Source organism: Asticcacaulis sp. MM231 (assembly GCF_964186625.1).
GTDB lineage: Bacteria > Pseudomonadota > Alphaproteobacteria > Caulobacterales > Caulobacteraceae > Asticcacaulis.
Genome location: NZ_OZ075108.1, coordinates 2,473,489 through 2,496,734 on the forward strand (window position 1 = coordinate 2,473,489; position 23,246 = coordinate 2,496,734).

Here is a 23,246-nt window from a genome sequence, read left to right on the forward strand (position 1 = left end):
TCAAGGATATTCGTGCTGGGAATGGCCAGCATCAAACCACTCGTTGTCAGGCTTTCTACGACCTGGCAGTCACATGTGGCAACTGCAACTTCAGGGTGACATAGAACCGGAGAAAAATCAAACCCGGTCAAATTTTCTCCGAGCACCTCGATCGAACTATGCCCTCAAAACATATCCCGGTTGTCATTGAACAGCGCATTCGCGCCCTTCTAGGAAATGAAACTTAGTGGTTGTTGTAGCTTCTTGGAAATGGGAGGTTCCACTAACGTGCTACAGATACCCCACAATCATTCACACGGTGATGAGTTAAGATTTCTTGCCCCCACGGGTTGCGGCAAATCCCCCTATAATTGCCGCTAGAAGAACGGCGATGCCGCCTATTAAAACTGGCCTGTTCTCAATCCAATCAAATATGCGGTCAGGGTTGCTGGCCGAACTCAACTCACCACTGTCTGTTGAGGAGGATTCGTCGGCGCTCGCTATTGATGGTTTGCTGCTCTGTAGAGCTTTATCAACTTCTACACCTACACCATTGACGTCCTCTTTGATCAGATTGTAGAGGGCGTCATTGTCTTCCGTCCGAATATTGCTTGATGGCGTTCCGCTATCGGCCGGCCAGTATAAGAACTGAATGCCGTTGATCGCCTTCCCCGTGTCAGGGGAAAGATCTTTGGCTGCTGACTCCAATACCGTAAGACCATCCTGATTGGCAAATGAGGCACTGTAAACAATTACTCTTGTGAACGGACTTTCAAGTCGAAAATGACTGAGTTGACTAATTAGTTCTTTCTCAGACTGTGCCGAATTGCCGGCACCTCTATTTGCTTCGTCAGTAGCTAGCGCGTGCAAATGGACGATCAAAATTGCCGGGCACAAATCAACCAATGAAGGTTCATCAACCGCCTTACTTTTTACCTCAATTGCGTACTTTTTATCCACCTTGGCGTTTATGAAAATGGACATTCCCTCGCCAACGTTTGTCCGATGCTTGGACTCTACGATTACAATCCGGTTCTTGCTTACCTTGTCTGCAGGGCATGAAATAGGCACGATTGGTGAAACGCCCGAAACAAGGCTCAACGATAGCAAAAGAACACTTAAAGAGATCATCGGAATACCCTTCGTTAAAAAAACGTTGATGAACACTATCAGTCAAAGTTTGTATGCGTAGGAGAAAGAGGCGTCAGGCTATTTTTGATTGAAAATGTGTGATCAAAGAAACACGTAAAGGGCGACCTGGCAGGTCAACTTAATGGGCGATTTATGCTAGGAGGAGATCGCTAATAACCAATGCCTCCGCCAGGCCAGAGGCTCGAGTTCAAAATGCGGCCGGACGCCAAAACGGATAAATGAATGCTTTTCGCAAACAATTCAATTCAGAAGCTTCAGTTTGCCATCAATGATGTTACGTCGGAATTCCGCATTTCACATGAACTCTCTGCATTTTCACCACCCAAAGTTGCTGAGTTAACTTTCAAACATTGTCAAGGCGCCCCAAATCGGCATACGTTTCGTATTCTGCGTTGGGTTGAGCCATTCAAAATGGCAAGCCTTACAAGTCATAACGGCTGGGGAATAAATTTGTGATTCACAACAATGATGGTTTTGTCGCCAATGAGGTGACTCACGAGTTTATAGAAGGAGACGCATTTGCGAAATTAGACTTGATTGCGGACCAGTCTTGTCGGCTAGTGATAACTTCCCCACCTTACAATATCGGCAAAGAATATGAGCGCGATAGGCGCCGAACTCTGGATGAATACATTCAATGGCTCACGCCCATTGTAGAAAAAGCATGCGACAAGGTTACAGATGACGGCCATTTGTGCTGGCAGGTTGGTAACTATGTCAGTAACGGTGAAGTGTTTCCGCTCGATTATTTCTTTTACGAAATTATCACGAGAAAAGGATTTAAGCTTCGGAATCGAATAATTTGGCATTTTAACTTTGGTCTGCACGCAAAAAAGCGATTTTCTGGCCGCTATGAGACGTTACTATGGTTCTCAAAGTCGGATAGCTACTTCTTCCAGCTGGAGGAGGTACTAGTCCCACAGCTATATCCGGGCAAGCGACACGCACCGTCAAAGGGCGCCAAAGCGGGAATGCCTAGCGGCAACCCCAAGGGGAAAAATCCGACTGACTACTGGACCTTTGATCCAGATGAGGTAATGAAGTCAAATCCTATTTGGGACTTGCCGAATGTGAAGGCAAATCATCCAGAAAAAACCGTTCACCCCTGCCAGTTCCCAAGCGAACTGGTAGAGCGCTGTGTTCTGGCACTCACTGAAATCGGCGATACGATACTCGATCCCTTTGTCGGAACAGGGACTAGCGTAATCGCCGCAGCAATTCACGGCAGGCGCGGCATTGGTATCGACCAAAGCCTGCCATACATAAAGCTAGCTGAGCAGCGGCTTGCCGCGTTTCAAGAAGGCCGATTGGTGACCAGGCCTATTGGAAAAGAAGTTCGAAGACCGAAGGTCGGCGAGCGCGTAGCAACCATTCCAGACGAATGGGCCCCGGCAGCTGAATAAGGGCGCGAGGATAAATAATATGGCTGTTAGTCCCAAAAAGAAAAGCAAGGTCCTTAGCCCGGAAGATAAGGCGCGCGCGGCTTTACAGCGCCGTCATCGGAATGAGATTCGAGATATTTTCACTTCCGTCGGATTTAGTCGAGCTGACGGTGCCTCCGATAAAGAATTCACCTTCATGGGATTTACAAGTGATTTCGATGATATTTTCATTCTTGAAAATACGATCGTCTTGGTCGAATACACTGTAAGGAAAGAAAGCGATATATCTGAGCACATAAAACCGAAAGCACTTTTATACGAAAAAATACTAAATAATAAATCCGCTTTTTTAGATTTTGCTCGCTTAAGCCCGCTGAATATTAAAAGTGCGCTTGCAGATAAATATCAAAACACCAATATAGAGCTGGTAATTGCGTATTGCTCATACAATACCGTAAAGGTCGAAACGAAAATACAAGTTCCTCAGGTTAAATATTTTGACTATAGTGTTGTCAGGTACTTTAAAATACTTACAAAGACAGTTCGACGGTCTGCGCGAAGTGAGGTTTTGGCGTTTCTAGGCATCGATTACAACCGGTTCGCCGAGCGAGCTTTGCAAAACAATCCATCACCTCGGGATGCTTTCAGAGGCTCAGTTTTGCCGGAAGCACATTCAAACTTTCCTAGCGGATACAAGGTCGTATCTTTTTATATTCACCCTGCTGCATTATTGTCGCGGGCGTACGTCTTACGGCGCGATGGTTGGCGTGATCGAGACGGACTTTACCAACGGATGATCGTCAGGAGTAAAATAGACTCGGTCAGAAAGTATCTGATCGAAACTCGCAGGGTATTTGTAAACAATATAATCGTAACACTACCCAGTGGGACCAAAGTTTTAGACGATCAAGACAATACAATCGACCCTAAGACAATTCAGCAGACTCGACCCGCAAGTATTGCAATTCCGTCTGATTTTAATTCTATCGGACTTATTGACGGTCAACATCGTGTTTTCTCGTATTACGAAGGCGGCTCTAATGAAGCGGTAGTCAGCGCACTTAGAGCACAGCAAAACCTTTTGGTAACAGGGATTATCTATCCCGAATCGGCGTCGGCTGACGAGAAAACTAAATTTGAAGCGGGCCTATTCCTTGAAATCAATTCTAACCAGTCAAATGCTAAGTCAGAATTGAAACAAGCGATCAACCAAATCATCCGTCCCTTTCTGGCAGATTCAATTGCACGAGACGTTCTGGACGCTCTTAACGACGGCACCGGTGCACTTTCAGACAAGTTTGCTCGCCAATACTTCGAGACTGAACCGTTGAAGACGACTTCAGTTGTAAGCTATGGGTTGCGTCCTCTAGTTCGCCCAACGAGCTCGAGTTCCGCTTTTCAGGTTATGGACCGACCCTGAAAAAGATACATTTGTTGCATCTGAAAACGACGCCGCCCGAAAGAGGTATATTGCGTTCTGCGCCAGTCAAATTGGAATATTTTTTTCCGCTGCAAAGTCACGACTTCCGGCTCAAAAGTGGACCATAGATAAAAAAATTCCTGACAGGCTGGTAACCCCCACCGTCATCAACGGTTTGATTGGCGCTCTCCGTCAAGCGTTAGAAGCTGGAACTCTTTTTGAATTCGAAACCCTTCGGAGCAAGTTTGACGGCTTGGAGAATTTTCCATTCTCCAACTATAAATCGAGTCAGTACACGGTTATGGCTTCCGAGATCTCAAAACAATTTTTGTCTTGAATTCAAAACTTTAAGACCAGGTCGTGAACTCATAAAGCGGCATTATCTCCATTATCCGTCGTTTTTGCACAAGCCGATTTGTGGGTTAGAAACGTAAGCATGAAAATAGAGGCCGCTATCGAGGCATTTGGCGATTTTCTGGCGACTAAACAGGATGAACTTGGCGAAGCGATTGCTGCTTCACGCGAGTCGCCCAAGCGCCTGTCGGTCGGATGGGCATTGTACTATCAGTCTCGTGCCTACCTCGACCGGTGAGGTAGGTTCGATGCTTGTCGGGCATGGCCCCGTGGTAATCACAGATGACGGAGCGATCGTTGAAGGTGGTTCACTGGATGTTGACCCAGAGGCTTTGGTGACGCGCTGATAGATTGGCATCTTATGGGTGTGTAATGCGCATGGTCAAAGGTACGATCGACGCCATCTCGGCCGGGATAGAGACCGATTCCTACCCGGTCAACTCGAACAATAAAACCGTCGGCCGGGCCAATTTGTTGAAGCCGAGACAAGAGATAGGGGCCCTGACTAAGACTACTGACGAATATCCTCTGATCGCGGCGGCCGATCACGGTATTGTCGCCGAGCCTATTCGTAAGGCAGGCCACGTGACTTTAACTCTGTGACAATCCCAGCTCGCTCGGCCTTTATCGCCGCATCGATAAATGCCCGCGTATAGATACAATCTAAGCTGATTTTGACATAGCTACGACCACCTGATGTTCTCAATTCAAATTGTAATATCGTGTCATGAGCATGAAATTTAGGATTTTTCTGTAACCGCTTCCCACTTTAATTAAAGTATTTGGTAAAAACTGCATGCCATTTGGCGCATTATATTTTGCCTTACAGTTTTTAGTCGTGCCGCTTCCCGCCGTACAGGATTTGTCCAGAACGCCTTTGAAAAGCGCGTCTGAATATTCACGGCCTCGTTTTTTTTCAAAGGCTTCGAACATTTTAGCAATGCGATCGCTTATGCAAAGCACACGCGTTTCGTAGCCTTCCGGTATTTCGTTTGCCGACATACAAAACACTTGGATATTGCGCGACTCTACAAGGGCTTCGGATAGGTGTGTTTCAAAGGGGGCCGCGCTAGTCACCGCCGTATATTGCTCACCGGCCATACTCGATACCGGCATGGCGATCAGTGCAATAATAGCCATAATAATCTTCTTCATGACACTCCCCAGTTGCATCTCGCAACATAACGACGTTTTCCCATTAACCGTCAACAAAAAATTTATAGGTTCCACATTGACGAGTTCGGCTGGTTCTTGCAGGAAGTGACGATAAGCAAGTAATTGAAATGCCTCAGAAAACCGCTCGCACCAGAGCCAACACATTGAAATCATTAGAATTAGCTTTTGCACGCTTTGGAGCGATGGTCCCGCTCGATTCCAGGCCGGCGCTAACGAAACGCGCATTTTTGCCGCTTGGTTCATAACGAGAAGGAATTTGGCTAATCGATCTCGTCTTTTATCGAAGGCTACATTTTTGCATGTCGCAAGACCCAAACAATGGCTTCAACCCTCGTCATGATAGACCCGACACCATTGCTTTCAGCGCACTATGGAACTTGCTTTTCTCTTCCGCGTCCGAAGTGGCGCAAAATCCCTTTTGAGAAAGTCGACCTTGAATACGCGTGATTGAACGGCGAACTGACAGTCTGGAATGAGGCTGAACTCTGTCCGCCAACCGCTTCATATTTATAGAGATAATTGGTAAAATGTCGCCGGGATCGTCGGCGAGCTGCAAAACATCCTCTATCGTCGAGAGTAGCTGGTCTGAGGTTCCATTCTTTATACTGGATATCGCGACCTTTTTGAACGTGTCCACAATCTGCTCGTAGTAATTTTCCAAATTTCGGTCGCTTGATTTCTTGGCAAAATTATAACCGTTTATGTTGTTTTTGAGCGATTCTCTTTTTAAGCGTTCGCTTTCTTCTGGCGAACTGTCCGAAATCTCAATTGCGCGCTTCATTTGCAAATATGCGAGATGGCGAAAGAAGTTTGCGGTGGTACGGCTCGTAAAACCACTGCCATTGACGACACGTATGCACACTTCGATACCGTTCGTGGTTCCAGCACCTGCCGCTTTTTCCATACCCAGCCAATCGAGGTACATCTTGTGGTCGCGGTTACCCAGGCCATATGCCTCTTCGAATGCTTGACGCGCTTCGCCGAGCCGAGGATTTTTAAGGCTGGCTGCTACTCGACCGAGTGTAGCTTTGAAAGCCTGGTGCTCGGTTACGGCGGGAGGGAGGCTTGTATTGTTGAGAAAGGTCCATGCGGATTCCGCTTGTCCCTGATCGACCTGCCTATTGGCGCGTTCAAGCAATACAAGTAAAGAGGGTGGCGTCACACTACTTTTCGACAGGTAGTGTTTGACACGCGCCTCAATCGCCGGAAATTTGTCCAGTTTCTTTGAAATCATCTGGATGAACGAACTTGTAGCTGCGCCTAGCGAATACTGGTCGCCCCCGTCGGTGCCGTATTCAACCTTGAGAAACATATCGCGGGTTTCAGCGATCGCATCTTGTAATTGCTCGTCCTTAAAGCTCAGGACTTGCTGAAGAACACCAAGTCCTTGAGGTCGGGCGAATGCGCACAATGCGGCCAGCAAATATCTGCCGCGATTTTCTTTGGAAAGTTGGTCGTATTCGCGTTGGAAAAGGTATTCTCTCGCTTGCGACGCATCGCTTGTCCACCTCTGCATAGCTTGCGAATACGAACTGGTGATGCGTCTCAGACCTATGATGGTCTCAACAGCAAGTGGACGGCACTCTGAAAGTTTTGATATTTGCAGCGCTTCCACCTCGTCTGGCGCGGGCACGCCAAATTGCTTTGAGCAAAGACTTATAAAAATTGGAAGTTCGTCCCCTTGGTCAAGTCCTGGTATTTCTATCGAATTTCGACGCGCGTATACTGGCAAATTACGCTGGGTGTATAGTACCTTTGTCTCTGATCGGCACCGAGCGGCAATTGTAAATAGCTGCTCCATCCCGTTATCCTCGTTAGCGGAGGATAGCGAGTCAATGTCATCAATTATGATTAACTGCGTCTCAATTTCTAAAAGATCTTCAAGCTCTTTAAGTAAATATGCCTCATCGAAGGCATCTAAAGATTGATCCGTCCAATTTGATAAATATAGTAGAGATTTAAATAAATCAACGGAAGACGAAAAATCTGTTGCTTTATACTTTTCTATTTTTGCAGTAAACGGGTCTAGAAAACTGTTTTTTGCTGATACATATATAACTCGCTCATATTGCTTACCGCCAACTGTATATAAAAGCTTGCCGTTGCCCGCGACAATCTTGGCAAATTCGTATGCGATAGTACTCTTACCAGAGCCGCCGTGCCCCCAGAGAAACAGGCGTGGTTCTCGGGATGACGTAAGCCACTCCATTGCACGCTCCATGACTTGAAATCGGCCGACGAATTCATCGATTGTGGCTGGTGAACCTGGAAGCGCGGCGTCGATCGACAATACCTCAGTTTTTTCTTCGATAAACGGATTTGGTCTTGGGCCATATAGGAACTCAAGGTCAATCCCGGCGGCGTCCAATACTTCGGCGCCCGCACGTTTGTAGATTTTAGAAGGTGAGTAGTTAGAAATTACCTTTGCAAGCCGTACAGGAGGCACACCGGTTTTTCGCTTTGGTATTAGGACTACGTCTACATCGCCCGACCGCGTGCGGTACTTTCTGCAACTAATGGTGACAATCTGACTCAGATTTTCTCTCAGCTTCCTGTTAACCTTTTCAGAATCAACAGTGACCTTGTTCTTCCCGGCCCTACGTGATTTGTCGTCCACTCCGAATATAATCAAGCCACCAAATGTATTGTTGAAGCCGCAAATTAGCCGAAGTATTCCGCCAAAGTATCCATCGGACGAGCTAAAAGGGAATTCGTCCTTGTAATCATGTAAAATGCCTTCGTCTTCAGTGAATAAGCCATTTTCATCTTGAAGAGACACGAGGAACTCACCGCTCTGGGGTAGCGTTTCACTGCTGATAATTTCCGATATAACCTCGTTCGAGGATTTCGAATTTTCGACCGAACTCATTAGTCAATCCCCCCGTTTTTTAGAATCAAATTCAACCCTTAGCTTCTTGTAGCGCTAGGCTCTTGTAAAGGGCATTCGTTCTTGATGAGGAGGCGACAGTTCTAGGTGATCTGATAGATGTCAGAGCGTGTTAAACCCATTTGCGTCCGTCGGCGTGCGACGCGCAAATGCAGCCACGCGGGGCGGCTGCTGGGCTATGGCGGTAAAGGCCGCCATTAGTCGGACGAGCGCCAGGTGGACTGACTTATTCCCCGTCCGACAATTCGGTAAAGGTGCTTGTATCCGGACGGCTGCGCCGCCTGGTTTTACGAACATTGATCGCGCCGGCGTCGATGACATTTTTCAAATGGACAGCATAATGCTTCTCGATCATTTCGACTGAGGTGCGACAGTTTTTGGCAAGCTGATAGATGTCCGCGCCATCGAGTAAACGCAGGCAGATATAGGTGTGACGCAGGCTGTAAAGCACTCTGGGATGGCCTTCACGATCATATTTGAGGCCTTCCTTGACCAGGATGTCATTGAAGATGTCGGTATGGTTTGAGGGGAACAGCAAATCAGCGGGTTTGGCATATTCAAGGTTATTGAGGGTGCCGTTTTCACCGAAGAGCGGCGCAAGCGCGTCTAATTGCTTCTGCCTCAATGGGGAGAGCTTGCCGGCTTCCGCCTTTATCGCGGCAAGCGTCTCATAGCGTTTGCGGTCCTTCGCGCGGCCACTGGGCCCCTGCTTTGGTCGGGCCAGCAGGCGTTCGTAATGTTTTACAGCGGCAGGCATCGATTTGCACGGCCCATAGCCGGTCTTGCCTCTGACCTCGATTTCTAGAATCTTCTGGCCGGTGTCCCGGTCGTGCGCAATCGTCACATCCCGGTGCTGTAACCTCGCCGCTTCGTCAGGCCGCAGGCCGGTGTTTCCCAGGATGAGGATCTGGTCGTAAAGCTGCTCATAGGCATATTTGTAGCGCTCCGGCGCTTCGCGCGTCGCCTTGGCAACGGCTTTATAGAGTTGCTTATATTCAGCCAGGGTGAACCAGGGGCGATGGATGATTTTCTTTTGTTGCCTATAGGGTGGCGATAAATCCGGTACGCCGTGGATCTTGCGATGCCGGTAGGCCGTTTGCAGAACGAGAGACAGCGTGCCTATCTCATCATGGATGGTACTGCGAGACGGAGGCTTCGGCGGCCGCACATATTCACCATCCGGCCCCTTGGGGGGAAGACGGCCAAACTGTTTGGCCCGATGCAGGCGGTAACTCTGCGCCTTGCCGGAGTCGATTTCCGTAATGGCCATGCCTTTGAAGAAGGGGCGTAAATGGAGCCGCAAGCGGTCTTTGTGGCCTTGCACCCATTTGGGGCTACGCTCACCCTCGGTGATAAGTTCGTACTCCGCCTCGAACAGGTCAGCCATGTCATCGAAGCTTCGCTCTCGCCTGGTCAGGACACCAGCGCGAGACTTTCCCCTGAGCTCCAGAAACCAATCTTCGGCGAACTCTTTCGCCAGGACAAGGTTTTCCTCTTTGGTGCTAACGCGCCGGCGATCACCGCCTACGGTCGACGCCACCCACCAAAATCGACTTTTTGGCTTCCTGTAGAGTTGGACTTTTCCACCAAGAACTTCATGCGTAGGCATTGCATCCCCACCTTGTTCGACCCAGGGTGGAAACAATAACACGGGTGTGCCACCGTCGTCAAAAGTGTGCCAGCAGTGTGCCACGCAAAAACGGCCTCCCGTGAGGAAAGCCGTTTTTTGTAAGCACTTGCTTTTGTTTTAGTTTTTGGTTGCGGGGGCCAGATTTGGAAGGCCCGCACACGGTAGCTCGATCGACAATCCTATATACCAGTTGCGCGCGGTCGCCTGATCACCAACCATCTATTCAAGCACAAGTTCCCGGCCGGCGCCCACGCCTGGTCGCCGCTGGCGTTCGTGCGTCGATCTGCGCGAGAATGATTTAGCGAATGAAGCTGGTTTCGAATTTTTGAACCTGCCTCTTCAAACTTTGGGGGCAATGCGGGAAACGTCTTACCGAAATTAGGTGTCTGAATTTAAACGGAAAACTGCCTTACTTTTATCTTACCGCCGCATTCCCTGTAATTCTTACCTAGTATTACTTTTTAAGATTATATTATGTAATAAATTCAATGAGATAATTAAGAATGTGGGCTTCAGTAAGACGGCCTAATGAGGCCGTTCTTCCGAAAAGTCATTCAATAAGTTATTGAAATATATACAAGTAATTTTTCGAAGTGGAATTAACCGGCAGTTTTTGTGGGCGGTAAGACAATCCCCGACTCCCACCCGTTCCACTCACGGCCTCAAGTAGAAAAATTTGGTCAGAACGGCGATGGTAAACCGCCCTCTAAAAAGGCCTTCTGGCTGCGTCAAACTGCGTCACGCCAACGGTTCTGCAACCTATCGCTAATGCTTGCCCTGCAAAGACTGCGGCTTCTCCCAAAAGTGCGTCAAAAACGACATATAAAGCGAGCGGGCGAGGTGTGGGGACGAGCGCGGCGCGCGGGGTCTGGCTGGCTTGGGCCGCCGCCCGCCGCCCGTGGCCACCCGTTGGCCTCCGCGCACGAAAACACCCCGACGCACACGCGGGTGCATCGGGGCGCTGTACGGCCACCTATGGGGCTAGTTGCTGATGATCACCTCGCCCGCCATCTGGCTGTTGGCCACGCCGCCCACGCTGTACCGCACCTTGACGTCCTCGATGTCGAAGCCCGCGAAGATGGCCCGCACCTCTGGCCGGTCATTGAGGCTGAGTATGAACCGCCCCTTGATCGTCCTGAGCTGCTCGGCCATGGCCGCAAACTGGTCACGGCTGAACAGTTCCTTGCCGTAGTCGCCCTCGCACCCATAGTAGGGCGGATCGAGATAAAACAGCGTGCTCTCGCGATCGTACCGCCGGATGAACTCAGACCAGTCCAGGCGCTCGATGGTTACCCCGGCCAGACGTTCGGCCAGGTCGCCCAGCTCCGGCCCCAGCTTGCTCACATCAAACCGCGCCGGCCGCCCCAGACTGACACCAAAGTTCCGGCCCGCCACCTTGCCACCGAAGGCCAGCTTCTGAAGGTACAGGAATCGGGCTGACCTCTGCATGTCCGTCAGACTGGCCGGCGCCATGGCCGTCAGCTTCTCAAAGCCTGCCCGCGACGACACCTGAAACTTCAGCATGTCCATGAAGGCGGCATAGTGATGCTGCAGCACGCGGAAGAAGGTCGAAACATCCTCGCTATAGTCGTTGATGATCTCGCACTTCGGCCTGTGGTCACGTCGCAGGAACACGCCGCCCATCCCGACAAAGACCTCTGCATAGGTCTCATGCGGGATGGCGTTGATGCGCGCCACCAGCCGGCGCGAGAGGTTCTTCTTGCCGCCAATGTAGGCCGCTACCGGCCGGATAGGGATAACCGGTGATAACTCACTCATGAGGTTTGAACTCCGTTGATTTGTTCGCTAAATGTTCCCGTGCCGACCAGGCAGCGGAAAAGCGTCAACGGATGCCGGCAGAGGCTTTACGCCCCTGCCCCGCTTTCCGGGTTGTAGTCGGCAAAGCGCACGGCCTCGAAGCCCAGCCAGTCGTTCAGCTCGAGGAAGCGCTTTTGCAGCGGCTTGATCTCCATCCGCACAAACGCGCGCTCGGCTTTTTCAACATCACCGAAGCCGCCGGCCGTCTGAGGGATGACGCCCAGTAGCTGGGGCGGCACGCGGTGCGCGGCCAGCACATCGTCCCGCGTCGTGTTTTTGATGTCGACGAACTCATCCTTGGCCGCCACTGCACTGATAGGGATGATCTGCACGCCGTCCTTCTTGCCGCCGGGAGAGTGCATGAACAGGTTCTTGAAATTTCCGACGCCCTTGGCCTTTTTGAGTTGCTCACGAATATTATTCACGTCCTTTTCCTGCATGGACGCCTCGGACAGATAGAAGACAAAGCCGGCGTGCGCGCCATTGAGATAATAGCGGCGGCGAAACAGGGTCGCGGCTTCATTGAGAAAGGCGCTTTGCAGCATGCAGAGATATTGCGGCACGCCATAAATCTCCTGACTGATATCGTGCTCCATCAAATGAAACACCGAGCCCTGCTTGAACTCGTGCTCCTCAAAGCGGTTGTTGATGAACCAATACTGACCGTCCTTAAGGCCTCGCCGCGTGTTCATGGCCAGCGAACTTTTCAGCATGGCGGGGCGGCCGACGATGTTGTCGACGCGCTCAAGGTACCCGTTAGCCATGATAAGAAAGTCCATCGCCCATTTCGAGAATTCGGCGCGGGTAAGGATCTGGCTGGGCAGGAAGGTTTCGCACAAAAGGTTGTGCTTAACCTGCAAGGCGGAGCGATGATGCGAACCCACATTGGCCACGCGCGCCAGCATGCGCGGATCTACCGGCGGCTCGTAATAGCGCCCGTTGTGCCAGCACTCGATATGCTGGAGCAACTCGCGGCGGTCGAGCACCGATTCCGCGTCTCCGAAGCTGAACACCTCGGCCTCGGCGGGCGCTGATGCGCTCGCTTCGGTGGCCATAACCTGAGTGGCTACGGCCTTCACTGATTTCTTCGTCGTCATCGGAAAACTCCACGGTAGATTTCTTAGCGCCGTCAGCGCCTTCAAGCGGTTCGCAATAAAGAGCGTGCAGGAGCGCCCAGGCCAGGTCGCCATGGCCGGTTGCGGCCGAGCGGCGCGCCACATAGGTGATTTGGTGCCCGCCCTTGGTCAGCTTGGCATGGATAGACATCATCGCCATGGCGAGGTCAGACCAGCCGGCGTCAAACTCAAGGCGGTCGTTCTCGATGACGTTCTTGGCCTTGTAGACCATGTCGGCCTTGACCGATGGCGAGTATTGAATGCGGCGCGCGCGCGGGAAGAAGCCGCTCACCAGTTGCCAGACAGCACCGCCCATGCCGGTGACATCGATAGCGATCTCGGTGACGTTATACTTGCGCGTCCATTCCGCGATCAGTTCGGCCTGCTTCTGATAGCTCATGCCTTTGAGCTGCTTTTTCTCGATCGCGCGGAATTTGCCCGTCTTGCCATTTGGCGCGGCCAGGGCGATCAGGCTGGCATTGTCACCATCGGCGCTTTCCGCCGGATCATAGCCAAGCCACACCTCACCCGCGTAGGGTTTCGCGTGATGCACTTTGACGTCCTGCCAGACCTCGTAGCTGTCGACCATACAGGGGCGAAGGATCGACATCGGGAAGGTGGACGCGGAATCATCGACAAACAGGCAATTGAACAGGTTGTCGAATTCCTCGACGCTGTATTCGAGCTGCAATTCGTCCCGGTCAATCAGATCATAGCCGCCCTCGATCGCGTCATCCAGCGTGACGATCTGGCGCCATATCCTGTCAGCGCCGCTCGCCCCGTTCTTCAGGGCCTCGTGGCTGACATCGAGATTGATCCGATCGCCCTTCTTGCGCTTGCGGTTGTAGCGCTCCCCGGTCCACATCGGATAGGCTTCATGCGCCACGGTAGAAGGCGTCGAGAACAGCGTAATGGTGTAGCGCTTCTGGGTCGCCATGGCCGAGGCAACCTTGTAAAGCTGCTCGAAGCCATAGATCCAGAAGAACTCATCGATGATGACATCGCCATGATAGCTCTGGGCGGTGCGATAGTTCGTGCCGAGGAAGTGCAGTTCGACCGGCTCAAGATAATTGCCGTCCGCATCCGTGCCGCGATCGATAACCAGCGGGTTGCCCTTGAGCGTGATGCCGGTTTCTTTTTCGACAAACTGCACGATGTACTGGCGGAACACATTGGCCTGGTTGCGGCTGGCCGATATGAAGATCTGGTTGTTGCCAGTGACCAGCGCGCGAATTAGCCGCTCGCGGGCAAAGCTGTAGGTCGCGCCGATCTGGCGGCTCTTGAGCAGCATGCGGATGCGCTCGCCCTGATTATCCCACCAGGTCTGCTGAAAGGCGTAAGCCCCTTCCTCAAAGGCAGCGCGCAGCTTCTCACACGCGGCCATATCGAGCAGGTTCTTGGTCGGCTTTTTCTTGGGCCCCGCATTGCGGTTGGCCACCTTCTCGTTGAGATCGCCCTCATGGCCGTCTGGCTGCTCGTATCGGCGCACCTTGGTCTTGGCGATCTCGATATTGACCGCCTGCCGGGTGAGCAGGTCGATATCGCGTACATCAGAGCCTGTGTATTTATCCTTGCTGACGATGGTCATCAGCTTGGTGGCAACGCATTCCTCGATCCGTTGCATCATCGGCGCGTCGGCCCATTTGTCGCGGTCACACCAGCTCTGCACCGTAGTGCGCTTAAGCTGAAGCTCGTCCGCAATTTCCGTCACGCCCCAGCCGCGCCAGTACAGGCTGCGTGCCTGACGGCGGGCGTCATACGGAATGGGGACGGTCTCATCAGAACTCATGACCGGACGATATGCGCCCTGTCCCTGCGCGCGTGAGCCGTGCCGCCTGTCAGGGGCGCTGTGACAGGTCGCCAAGGTTGCCAATCGAGCCCATGAACGCGCGGTAATGGGCTTTAACGCGCGTCATTCGCGCCGGTCCGAAATCGCCCTTCAGGAGCCCGCCTTATGGCCAAGAAAACCAAGTTCGTCCGTATCGCCACCTCCGGCAACACCATCGACGGTCGCAAGATCGATCCTACCATGCTGAAACAGGCCGCGAAGAACTTCAACCGCGAGACCTATCCCGCGCGCATCAACCTTGAGCACTTTAAGGGCATCACCGGCCAGCCGCCTTTCCAGTCCTATGGCGATATCGTTACGATGAAAACCGAGGACGTTACCCTGCAAGTTGGCGGCAAGGATGAAAAGCGCGTCGGCCTCTATGCCGAGCTGGAAGTCAGTGATGATCTGATCGCCCTCAACAAGAATGGCCAAAAGCTCTACACCTCGATTGAGCTTTACCCGAATTTCGCGGAATCCAACGAAGCCTATATCGGTGGCCTGGCCATTACGGATTCGCCCGCGTCTCTTGGCACCGAACGCCTTGAATTCACCGCGCGCGCAAAGGCTTTCGGCGCTTTCGTCAGTGAGCCGGAAGAATTCTCGCTCGATCTGGAACCGTCCGCCGTAGCGACCACCGAAGCCGAAAGCTTCATGACGGGCCTTAAGAACTTCATCACCGGTCTCGCCGCGCCGAAGATCGAGACGCCGCCCGCGCCCGTCGTCACGCCTGATACACCGCCTGCCGATATGGCCGCCTTCGCCGCCGTCATGCAGCAAGGCTTCTCGCAGCTTACCGGCGTGCTCGAAGCCCAAACCAAGGCCACCGACGCCAAGATCGACAAGATCACCTCCGAATTCACCGCCTTCAAGGCCGAGGTCGAAAAGACGCCGGTCAGCAAATACACCCCGCGCCCGGTATCGTCCGGCGGTGACGGCGTGATCATGGCCGACTGCTAACCCCAAAATACACCCGCCGCGCTTTACCTCTTTCCTTTTGGAGCCTCTTGATGAGAAACGAAACCCGCATTGCGTTTATGCAATTCACCAGCCATATCGCGCTGCTTAATGGTGTGCCTGACGCATCGGTAAAGTTTGTCGCGGCCCCGTCCATCCAGCAAAAACTGGTCGATAAGGTTCAGCTCTCCAGCGATTTTCTGTCCAAGATCAACATGCCGTTGGTCATCGAAAAGTCGGCCGAAATCATCGGTCTCGGCATTTCTGGCCCCATTGCCAGCCGCACCAACACCACCACGACTGACCGTGCGCCGGCTGATCCGTCTAGCCTCGACAACCGCCCCTACGACTGTAAGCAGACTAACTTCGATACGCAGATCACCTATGCCAAGCTGGACATGTGGGCGAAGTTCCCTGACTTCCAGATCCGTATCCAAAACCTGATCGTCAAGCGCATTGCCCTCGATATGATCATGGTCGGGTTCAACGGTGTCCAGGCCGCCGCAACGACGGACAAGGCGACCTATCCGCTGGGGCAGGACGTCAATATCGGCTGGCTGCAGAAGGCCCGCACCGAATGCCCAGCGCAGGTGCTGTCCGATGGCGCCGATACCACGGCCGGCTTCACCACGAAGGTGACTTACGGTACCGCCGCCACGGCTGACTACAAGACGCTCGATGCCCTCGTCTATGATGCCCTGCGTCTGATGCCGGAGCACGCCCGGAAAGACCCTGATCTCGTTGTCCTGGTCTCCGACGATCTGCTCGATGACAAGTATTTCCCGCTCATCAACCAGATTCAGGATGCGGAAAACCAGCTCGCCACGGACATTATCATGTCCACCAAGCGCCTGGGCGGGAAGCCTGCAGCGATTGTGCCCTACTTCCCATCCGGCACCATCATGATTACCAAGTACAGCAACCTGTCGATCTACGAGCAGGAAGGCGCGCATCGTCGCAACATCGTCGACAACTCGAAGCGCGACCGTATCGAAGACTACCAGTCGGGCAACTATGCCTACGTACTGGAAGATCTCGACTTCGTCGCCGTGGTCGAAAACATCGCCCTGCACAACGCCTAACCCATACCAGCCCCGCTCTCGCGGCTGATCAGGGGGGCGGCATGAGTGCCGTCCCCATTCTTCTAAGAGGTCAAGATGTCCGAAACTCCCAAGCGATCACTGGCCGAACGTCATAAGGCGAAATTCCTCGACGCCGCCATCTCGGAAGGGCGCGAGCCGGAAGCTGTTATCGAAGATGTCGCCGCACCGGTCGTCCTGAAAGTCGTCGATGATGCGGCCCCGCCCCAGCGTCGTCTCAGCCCTGTCGAAGCCCACCGCGCCCGCGTCTTCGCCGCCGCCGCCATCGCCGCCGGTGCGACCGGCACGGCCCCTGCCCGCCCCGAAACAGGACCGGAAGCCACGGAATATGATCTGTTGCGCGCCCAGCTCGGCGAGCACATGCATCAACTGAGCGCTGAGAAGTCGGTTGAGCGGAAGATCGCGGCCAAGCGCCAGATGATCGATGCCTACGACGCGCATGTGCTGGGCGTCCTCGAAGCCGCCAAGGAAACCGGTAAGGCCGTCCAGGACGAAATCTTCGCCACCATCATGGTCTGGCGTCTCGATATCGGTGATTACGGCATGGCGCTGGAAATGGCCGAGCATGTCCTTAAGCACAAGCTGTCTCTTCCGGAGCGCTATACGCGGTCAGCCGCCACCCTGATCGCAGAAGAAATCGCCACCGCTGGCTTGCTCGCCGTCACCCTGAAGCAGGACTTCCAGATTCCTGTCCTTCAGCGCACGTTTGATCTGACGGACGCGCCCGAAAACAACGTCAACGATATCGTCCGCGCTAAGCTGCAAAAGGCCCTTGGTCTGCACTTCCTCCGTCTGGCCGATAGCATCGAAGAGGCCGCCGATGGTCCGGCAGGCGCCAAGCGCGCCGCCTATGCGCAAGCGCTTCATCACCTCGATCGCGCCTTCCAGCTCAACAAGAAAAGCGGCACGCAAAAGGAGCGCGAGCGCCTGATGAAGCTGCTGGAAAAAATGCCCATTGCTTCCCCGGAAACGAGCGAAGCTTAACTCCCGCCCCACGGCGTCAGGGGGGCGGTGACGGAACGGCAAGGGTTTTTCTCCCCCCTCTGCCGTTCCCGATCCCCACCCCCCTACCGGAATTGAGGACATCATGCTCGTGCCGACCAAAAAGACAGCCTCGCAGACCGATAGCCTCGTAACCTTCCTGAACGAAGCGCTGGCCCTAGATCCCGAATTCATGCAGGCCATGGCTTCGCATCGTCCGCGCTGCAATCAGGCACTGGCTGATCATCCGAATATTCAGGTCGGCATCGCAAGAAATGGCGGATTTGAAACCAGCTTCGTTGGGCTGATAAACGGATTTCTGGCCCTTCAAGACGAGGCGAGACTGGCTGTTTGCTATGACGAGACTGGCCGCATCATCGAATTTATGCGGATCTAAGCATGTCCGGTTTTGTCATTTCCCCGCCTGAAGATGCCTCCCCCGCCGGTGCCACCGTATCCGCTGGCGAATTCTGGCCGGCCATCGATCTCAATGCCTTCCGCAAAGCCATGCGCGTCGGCAATGCCACCATCCCAGATCCGCGCCTGATCCCGGCCATCACCGGCGCCATCATCACCGTGAGCCGCGACCTGAAGGACTGGAAAGCGCTTAAGATCGAGGCAGGTTGCGACACACTCTCTGACGTCGAATCCGAAAAGTATGGCGACGATACCGAATTGGAACTGCTCTGGAGCCGCGCCGTCTTCGCCTACGCCACGGCCGATCTGCTCGAAACCCACCCTGACATCACCGCCACCAAGGCCGGGATCGACAAAGAGCAGGAGGTTCAGTCGGCCATCGCCCATCATCAGCGCAACGGCCTGAACGCCATCCGCGACATCCTCGGCTGTCGCCGCGTCGATTCCGAGCTGATCTGATGGCCGAAACGATCACCGTCAAGGCACAGCAGGGCGAGGCGCTCGATGCGCTGGTCTGGCGCGCCCTGGGCCAAACCTCCGGCGTGGTCGAAACCGTCCTGATGCTCAACCGCGACATCGCCAGTCAGGGCGCCATTCTGACCGAAGGGCAGGAGATCATTCTGCCGAACCTGCTCACCAAGTCGGTGCCGCAGATGAAAATCGTCCAGCTTTGGGATTGATCCATGGAAAAGCCGAAAAGCCTCCGCGCCTTACTTTGCAAATGCATCCCTGACCTGGTCGACAATCCGTCCAAGATCGAAATGTATGCCCACGCCGGCAAGATCAGGGCGTGGCTGTCCAAAGAGCATATGAGCTACGAGTATCACTATGACCTCGAAATCACCGTGCTCAATTTTTCGGCCCCACCCGATACCGTCTTCATGCCGATCGTGGCGTGGCTGGCCAGCCATGAGGTGGCGGCCTTGCAAAACCACGATCGCAACGCCTTCGACTTCGAGGTCGATATCCTCGATGAACACACGGTTGATATCTCCATCACGCTCAAACTCACCGAGGCGATCGATGTCATCCCGCGCAAGGGCGGCGGCCACACCCTGCAGGCCCGCAAAGAGACGCCACTGGCCGGTGACGATGATCTGGCCGCACTGATGCAGGGCTTGCCGCCTTGCGTGCGCCTGAAGCAGATCTATGACCAGAATGACAATCTGATCGTGCCCTACCCCGAACCGGAGCCTGCCGTCGATGGCTGAGGATCTGCGCGCCCTCGAAGAGCTCGACCAGATAGCCGGCGATTTGCTGCGCGAGCTGAGTGCCACCGGCCGGCGCGGCATGGTCAGGAAAATCGGCATCGAGCTGCGGCGCGATCAGGCGAAGCGCATTGCCGACCAGAAAAACCCGGATGGCACGCCCTACACGCCTCGAAAGAAAAAGCTGCAGGCGCGCCGCACACTTCACGCCATCAAGTTCCTCTATCCCGCCCATGGCTCTGGCCAGCCACGTCTCGTCCTGATGAAGAGCTGGGCCTATATGGGCCGCCGCACCATCATCGGCTTCGATACCCAGTCCGGCGGCGAGCGTACCTTTGACCGCACCAAGATCATCAGATATCTGCCGCTGGAGCCCGGCGAGGATAACCGCGGATCTGGCCGCATGAAGAAGCTGACCGTGAAACAGCGTGCCATGTTCAAGAAAATCCGTGGCCCCCGCTTCATGCGCGTGAAGGTCTCGCCGGATCTGCTCGAGGTCGGCTTTAGCGGCAAGGTGGCCCAGATCGCCAACTCACACCAGCAGGGCAAGGATCATCACCCGGTGCGTGAGCTCATTGGCTTTAGTCAGGCCAACCGCGAGACCGTCCTCGATATCGTTATGCGTCACTTCGAAGGCTGATTTCCTAGAACTTGCCCTCCATCAAGACTCAGCCTCACAGATGCATCTGTTGATGGAGAACGTTATGGCAAAAGCGGAAAAACGGCTCGAAGTTCAAGCGGAAAGTGATTGCATCTATTGTGGCGGCGCGGCGGCGACGATGGAGCACATGCCGCCGAAAATAATGTTCACCAAAAAAGATAGGCCGCCGGGCATGGAATTTGCCACGTGCAAGGCCTGCAACAACGGTACTGGCAAGGTTGATCTCGTTGCGTCCCTTTTCGCAAGACTTTCTGCAGGCGGCGCACTTTCAGAGAACGAATTGAGGGATCTACGCAAAATTCGAGACGGCGTTATGAACAACGCTCCTGAAGTTATTACAGAAATCTTGTCCGACAACGTTCCTGTTGCGCACAACCCCCTGCTTCCCAATAGCGCGGTCGTTAAAGGTGACCTTCCCGTCGGGATCGGCTCGACCTACCTCGACGTATTTAGCGCGAAATTAGGTATGGCAATGTTCAGAGAATATATGGGCCATAGACTACCCAATTTTGGAAATGTCCACTCGGCGTGGTTTCTAAGCGGGGGGCTGGATGAGCTTGGTGCTCAAGCTTTCCTCGAAATACTACCCATCTCGACGATGTTATCGCAGGGAGCTAAGAAGTCCGGAAAGCAATTTAATGCCGCAATAAATACCGACAACCGCAGAATAGTAGCTGTTTTTGCTCGGTTTCACGGTGGCCTTTCGGTCTTTTCGATAGCGAGTATCATTCCTGAGGTCATGGCAATGGAATTTCCATTTCCAAACGCTAAGAAAGTCTACCCCGGTGAGTTGCTGTCAATGATGCCCTGATGTTTTTCCATCGGAGGCCCTGACCGCGCCCTCGCGTCGGCCGTCACATTCCAAAATGCTGCCATTGGCCAGAGCGAAAATCACCCTGGTGTCGGCATTCGTCTCAATCTGTGATGGATTGATCATCTCGCACGGCCGGCGCGATTCCGGCGGCACGGTCGGCCGCGCCTCCACCACTTCCGGCGGCGCTGGCTTGGAGGTCGAGCAGGCGCTGATAGTCAGCAATGAGAGCCCGCTTAAGGTCAGGATCAACAGGCTTTTGCAGGCCGACATCGGCCCGCGCTTCCGTGGTGATTGCATCGGTCAGGCTCCTTATGTTGCGGCCTTGCGAGACGAGTTGCGCCTCGATCGCGCTGGCGCGTGAGGCGTCGGCCAGTCGCAGTTCCAAAACCGACGCGCTGGCGTTCGCCACCGAGGCCGTAGCCTTGGCATTGATCAGCTCGATATCGGCCTTAAGCCCCGTCACCTGACCGTCATGCGCCAGCCATGCGCAGACTGTCAGGAGAAGGGCGATGGTGCCACCAGCGGCTTTTTCCAAAAGTGTCATATTGCCTCCCCCCGCAGGGGTTAATAAGGGCAGTCTTCGGGCCGCGACTAAGCCGCTACTGCTTCAATCGCCGCCTTGAGATAAGGGGCTTCGATGACGTAGGCAACCGCAGACTCGTGTATGCCGTCACCCGACAGGCTGTTCGGATTGCTTTCAGCGAAGCCAACCAACGGCTGTCCAGATGTCGTCAGATTGTAGAAATCACAGTTGGCATGGTGGCCTGATATCCCCGCGATCGTGTTAGCGGCCATGGCCGCATTGACGCTGTCCCGCACCGCTATCTGTGGCGCCGACATATCCTTTCGCGGCATGATATTGACTTGGACAGAGCCGTAGAAGCCTTGTGTCGCTAATGATGAACCATTGCCGCTGGATTCCGGATGCCAGAAGTTATTGGTGTCCGTGGTGATGTTCTCCAGGGTGCGATTGGCCACAACGTCATTCGTGCCAAGCCAGTTGACAAGGATGTTCTTCGCACCCTGCTCGACATACAGGCCGCCACCAGAACCATAGTAGAAGCGGAACGTGGCGTATCTGAACTGAATAGCGGTGCCGTTGAGTCCAATATTTCTAACGATGACACTCCGGTCACGACCGTATTCGTTATGAAGGCATTTCGTCAGGGACTTGTTGGCGGCCGCCGCATCAGACTGAGTCTTGCTATCACCGCAAACCGTGATGGCCTTAGATGGCGTCCAACTATTCGTCAGGTACAAGTCGCGCATATATGCGGCCACAAGAAGTTCGTCACCGGAGGACAGGGCCGCCGTGTATTTGACCATGCCGTAGAAATCCATACGACCGTAAGACGTTCCACTGCCAGACCACCCAGTGCGCCCGCCGGTTAGAGTGGTCGAGGTATTGGCGGTTAGGCCGTAGGTGTAGCCATCGCGGCGAACGGTCGAGCCTGACCCATTGTTGTTCACGCCCACGATACATGGCGTGCACGTGGTCATGAGTTTCGTGTTGTTAAGGCCGTCATTGGGCGGATTTTTAGCCGTATTCGATACGATCATCTGCATGGCAAGCGATGCGCCGCCAATGGCACACCCGACGCGGAAGTCGGTCTGGTTCGCCGTGCCGCAGTTGATTGTGTCGACTGGGCGTCCCTGCCAGTAATAGGCTGCCGCCTGCACAATGCAGGTGTTCGCGGGGTCTGTCGTCAGGGCTGGCAGCGAGAAATAGCCATACTCGGCAAGCTGGACGACCGGTAGGCTACCGGTTTCCCAATAGAGGTAAGGCTGGTTGATGCTGCCCGGCGCCGTCTTGTGGTTGCCGTTGCCTGACTGATCATACCACTGGACAATGGCGTACAGTGTGCCAGAGGTCAGCAGGCTGGTATCCAGATTTTGACCCACGAAACCTAAGTTCGTATCGACCCCGCCAATCTTGATCTGTATGGCAGCACCGGCATAGGCCGAGACCATCTTGGTGATACCCCACGCCGCTTGCAAGGTGCCCGTCACCGTCGGCAGGTACGCTGTCACAGGCGGCGCTGGCACAAGAACGCCAGCGCCGCCTGACCAGACGACATTGCTCAGACGGCAGGTGATTGTCTTGCCGCCATCTGCACTGACTTGCGTATAAGACGCGCCGGTCTCGCCATCGATCTGGGCCGCATCCTGATACCATTGCCGCGACCCCGACAGCGCGCCCAGGGGCAGATGGTGCGTGAGCACATTCCCCACGCCGGCGGTACCGGAAATATAGCCGGCAATGTCCGACAGGCGCGCGGGCTCTGAGTTGCTGACCGGCGCCGGCAAGTTCAGCAGGCGCGCCGCACCATTGAAGTCCTGGTCGCTGAGAACGGATTTGGTCATTTT

At 54.0% G+C, this 23,246-nt stretch carries 21 protein-coding genes and 1 pseudogene; 13 read left to right on the top strand and 9 right to left on the bottom strand.

Annotation, left to right across the window (positions count from 1 at the left end; translation table 11 throughout):
- Nucleotides 1–306 precede the first annotated feature (306 nt).
- A complete protein-coding gene (locus tag ABQ278_RS12090; protein ID WP_349319817.1) occupies nt 307–1,146 on the bottom strand; it encodes a hypothetical protein in 840 nt (279 codons plus the stop codon).
- A gap of 437 nt (nt 1,147–1,583) precedes the next feature.
- Between ABQ278_RS12090 and ABQ278_RS12095 the strand changes: the two genes are divergently transcribed.
- The 4 genes from ABQ278_RS12095 to ABQ278_RS12110 all read left to right on the top strand — a co-directional run bounded on the left by ABQ278_RS12095 (nt 1,584) and on the right by ABQ278_RS12110 (nt 4,890).
- Entirely contained in the window at nt 1,584–2,534 is a 951-nt protein-coding gene (locus ABQ278_RS12095; RefSeq protein WP_349319818.1) for a site-specific DNA-methyltransferase, read from the top strand.
- 19 nt (nt 2,535–2,553) lie between these two features.
- The gene (locus ABQ278_RS12100) at nt 2,554–3,933 is read left to right on the top strand and encodes a hypothetical protein (RefSeq protein WP_349319819.1); all 1,380 of its coding nucleotides are present in this window, start codon (nt 2,554–2,556) and stop codon (nt 3,931–3,933) included.
- Between the two features lie 436 nt (nt 3,934–4,369).
- Nucleotides 4,370–4,525, top strand: a complete 156-nt coding sequence (locus ABQ278_RS12105; protein ID WP_349319820.1) for a hypothetical protein — start codon at nt 4,370–4,372, stop codon at nt 4,523–4,525.
- 134 nt (nt 4,526–4,659) lie between these two features.
- On the top strand, nt 4,660–4,890 hold the full coding sequence (locus tag ABQ278_RS12110; protein WP_349319821.1) for a hypothetical protein: 231 nt from the start codon (nt 4,660–4,662) through the stop codon (nt 4,888–4,890).
- 99 nt (nt 4,891–4,989) lie between these two features.
- On the opposite strand, the gene ABQ278_RS12115 is transcribed toward ABQ278_RS12110, so the two are convergent.
- The 6 genes and pseudogenes from ABQ278_RS12115 to ABQ278_RS12140 all read right to left on the bottom strand — a co-directional run.
- Nucleotides 4,990–5,442 (bottom strand): hypothetical protein, encoded by a 453-nt coding sequence (locus tag ABQ278_RS12115; RefSeq protein WP_349319822.1) that lies wholly within the window; start codon nt 5,440–5,442, stop codon nt 4,990–4,992.
- A 355-nt stretch (nt 5,443–5,797) separates the two neighbouring features.
- Complete coding sequence (locus tag ABQ278_RS12120) at nt 5,798–8,332, bottom strand: ATP-binding protein (RefSeq protein ID WP_349319823.1); 2,535 nt, start codon at nt 8,330–8,332, stop codon at nt 5,798–5,800.
- Between the two features lie 244 nt (nt 8,333–8,576).
- On the bottom strand, nt 8,577–9,959 hold the full coding sequence (locus ABQ278_RS12125) for a hypothetical protein (protein WP_349319824.1): 1,383 nt from the start codon (nt 9,957–9,959) through the stop codon (nt 8,577–8,579).
- Nucleotides 9,960–10,961: 1,002 nt separating this feature from the next.
- On the bottom strand, nt 10,962–11,759 hold the full coding sequence (locus ABQ278_RS12130) for a DNA adenine methylase (RefSeq protein WP_349319825.1): 798 nt from the start codon (nt 11,757–11,759) through the stop codon (nt 10,962–10,964).
- Between the two features lie 86 nt (nt 11,760–11,845).
- Nucleotides 11,846–12,895: a phage portal protein gene (locus ABQ278_RS12135; RefSeq protein ID WP_349319826.1), complete on the bottom strand. Its 1,050-nt coding sequence runs from the start codon at nt 12,893–12,895 to the stop codon at nt 11,846–11,848.
- 118 nt (nt 12,896–13,013) lie between these two features.
- Nucleotides 13,014–14,702: pseudogene (locus ABQ278_RS12140) on the bottom strand (terminase family protein); the annotation flags it as partial.
- A 165-nt stretch (nt 14,703–14,867) separates the two neighbouring features.
- On the opposite strand from ABQ278_RS12140, the gene ABQ278_RS12145 reads away from it, so the two are divergent.
- The 9 genes from ABQ278_RS12145 to ABQ278_RS12185 all read left to right on the top strand — a co-directional run bounded on the left by ABQ278_RS12145 (nt 14,868) and on the right by ABQ278_RS12185 (nt 20,876).
- Complete coding sequence (locus tag ABQ278_RS12145; RefSeq protein WP_349319827.1) at nt 14,868–15,701, top strand: GPO family capsid scaffolding protein; 834 nt, start codon at nt 14,868–14,870, stop codon at nt 15,699–15,701.
- A 50-nt stretch (nt 15,702–15,751) separates the two neighbouring features.
- Nucleotides 15,752–16,780 (top strand): phage major capsid protein, P2 family, encoded by a 1,029-nt coding sequence (locus ABQ278_RS12150; RefSeq protein ID WP_349319828.1) that lies wholly within the window; start codon nt 15,752–15,754, stop codon nt 16,778–16,780.
- Nucleotides 16,781–16,855: 75 nt separating this feature from the next.
- Nucleotides 16,856–17,782 (top strand): phage terminase small subunit, encoded by a 927-nt coding sequence (gene gpM, locus ABQ278_RS12155; protein WP_349319829.1) that lies wholly within the window; start codon nt 16,856–16,858, stop codon nt 17,780–17,782.
- Between the two features lie 103 nt (nt 17,783–17,885).
- On the top strand, nt 17,886–18,176 hold the full coding sequence (locus ABQ278_RS12160; protein ID WP_349319830.1) for a hypothetical protein: 291 nt from the start codon (nt 17,886–17,888) through the stop codon (nt 18,174–18,176).
- A gap of 2 nt (nt 18,177–18,178) precedes the next feature.
- Complete coding sequence (locus ABQ278_RS12165; protein WP_349319831.1) at nt 18,179–18,655, top strand: head completion/stabilization protein; 477 nt, start codon at nt 18,179–18,181, stop codon at nt 18,653–18,655.
- Nucleotides 18,655–18,876 carry a tail protein X gene (locus tag ABQ278_RS12170; protein WP_349319832.1) on the top strand — a complete coding sequence of 74 codons (222 nt, stop codon included), beginning with the start codon at nt 18,655–18,657 and terminating at the stop codon, nt 18,874–18,876. The genes ABQ278_RS12165 and ABQ278_RS12170 overlap by 1 nt, the downstream gene beginning before the upstream one ends.
- A 3-nt stretch (nt 18,877–18,879) precedes the next feature.
- Complete coding sequence (locus ABQ278_RS12175; RefSeq protein WP_349319833.1) at nt 18,880–19,407, top strand: phage tail protein; 528 nt, start codon at nt 18,880–18,882, stop codon at nt 19,405–19,407.
- Entirely contained in the window at nt 19,400–20,044 is a 645-nt protein-coding gene (locus ABQ278_RS12180; RefSeq protein ID WP_349319834.1) for a phage virion morphogenesis protein, read from the top strand. Before ABQ278_RS12175 ends, ABQ278_RS12180 begins: the two co-directional genes overlap by 8 nt.
- Before the next feature lie 64 nt (nt 20,045–20,108).
- Nucleotides 20,109–20,876, top strand: coding sequence for a hypothetical protein (locus tag ABQ278_RS12185; RefSeq protein ID WP_349319835.1), 768 nt, complete (start codon nt 20,109–20,111; stop codon nt 20,874–20,876).
- 103 nt (nt 20,877–20,979) lie between these two features.
- Here ABQ278_RS12185 and ABQ278_RS12190 read toward each other — a convergent pair whose 3' ends face one another.
- Together ABQ278_RS12190 and ABQ278_RS12195 are read right to left on the bottom strand one after the other, a co-directional pair.
- Nucleotides 20,980–21,423 (bottom strand): hypothetical protein, encoded by a 444-nt coding sequence (locus ABQ278_RS12190; RefSeq protein ID WP_349319836.1) that lies wholly within the window; start codon nt 21,421–21,423, stop codon nt 20,980–20,982.
- A gap of 47 nt (nt 21,424–21,470) precedes the next feature.
- Nucleotides 21,471–23,243 carry a hypothetical protein gene (locus ABQ278_RS12195; RefSeq protein ID WP_349319837.1) on the bottom strand — a complete coding sequence of 591 codons (1,773 nt, stop codon included), beginning with the start codon at nt 23,241–23,243 and terminating at the stop codon, nt 21,471–21,473.
- Nucleotides 23,244–23,246: the final 3 nt, after the last annotated feature.

What these genes read in the sequence shown, in the direction of transcription:
- ABQ278_RS12100 (WP_349319819.1), top strand. Translation starts at nt 2,554, where the DNA reads ATGGCTGTTAGTCCCAAAAAGAAAAGCAAGGTCCTTAGCCCGGAAGAT.
- ABQ278_RS12190 (WP_349319836.1), bottom strand. Translation starts at nt 21,423, where the DNA reads ATGACACTTTTGGAAAAAGCCGCTGGTGGCACCATCGCCCTTCTCCTG.
- ABQ278_RS12115 (WP_349319822.1), bottom strand. Translation starts at nt 5,442, where the DNA reads ATGAAGAAGATTATTATGGCTATTATTGCACTGATCGCCATGCCGGTA.
- ABQ278_RS12105 (WP_349319820.1), top strand. Translation starts at nt 4,370, where the DNA reads ATGAAAATAGAGGCCGCTATCGAGGCATTTGGCGATTTTCTGGCGACT.
- ABQ278_RS12120 (WP_349319823.1), bottom strand. Translation starts at nt 8,332, where the DNA reads ATGAGTTCGGTCGAAAATTCGAAATCCTCGAACGAGGTTATATCGGAA.
- ABQ278_RS12185 (WP_349319835.1), top strand. Translation starts at nt 20,109, where the DNA reads ATGGCAAAAGCGGAAAAACGGCTCGAAGTTCAAGCGGAAAGTGATTGC.
- ABQ278_RS12160 (WP_349319830.1), top strand. Translation starts at nt 17,886, where the DNA reads ATGCTCGTGCCGACCAAAAAGACAGCCTCGCAGACCGATAGCCTCGTA.
- gpM (WP_349319829.1), top strand. Translation starts at nt 16,856, where the DNA reads ATGTCCGAAACTCCCAAGCGATCACTGGCCGAACGTCATAAGGCGAAA.
- ABQ278_RS12195 (WP_349319837.1), bottom strand. Translation starts at nt 23,243, where the DNA reads ATGACCAAATCCGTTCTCAGCGACCAGGACTTCAATGGTGCGGCGCGC.
- ABQ278_RS12165 (WP_349319831.1), top strand. Translation starts at nt 18,179, where the DNA reads ATGTCCGGTTTTGTCATTTCCCCGCCTGAAGATGCCTCCCCCGCCGGT.
- ABQ278_RS12135 (WP_349319826.1), bottom strand. Translation starts at nt 12,895, where the DNA reads ATGACGACGAAGAAATCAGTGAAGGCCGTAGCCACTCAGGTTATGGCC.
- ABQ278_RS12180 (WP_349319834.1), top strand. Translation starts at nt 19,400, where the DNA reads ATGGCTGAGGATCTGCGCGCCCTCGAAGAGCTCGACCAGATAGCCGGC.
- ABQ278_RS12175 (WP_349319833.1), top strand. Translation starts at nt 18,880, where the DNA reads ATGGAAAAGCCGAAAAGCCTCCGCGCCTTACTTTGCAAATGCATCCCT.
- ABQ278_RS12150 (WP_349319828.1), top strand. Translation starts at nt 15,752, where the DNA reads ATGAGAAACGAAACCCGCATTGCGTTTATGCAATTCACCAGCCATATC.
- ABQ278_RS12130 (WP_349319825.1), bottom strand. Translation starts at nt 11,759, where the DNA reads ATGAGTGAGTTATCACCGGTTATCCCTATCCGGCCGGTAGCGGCCTAC.
- ABQ278_RS12110 (WP_349319821.1), top strand. Translation starts at nt 4,660, where the DNA reads ATGCGCATGGTCAAAGGTACGATCGACGCCATCTCGGCCGGGATAGAG.
- ABQ278_RS12170 (WP_349319832.1), top strand. Translation starts at nt 18,655, where the DNA reads ATGGCCGAAACGATCACCGTCAAGGCACAGCAGGGCGAGGCGCTCGAT.
- ABQ278_RS12145 (WP_349319827.1), top strand. Translation starts at nt 14,868, where the DNA reads ATGGCCAAGAAAACCAAGTTCGTCCGTATCGCCACCTCCGGCAACACC.
- ABQ278_RS12125 (WP_349319824.1), bottom strand. Translation starts at nt 9,959, where the DNA reads ATGCCTACGCATGAAGTTCTTGGTGGAAAAGTCCAACTCTACAGGAAG.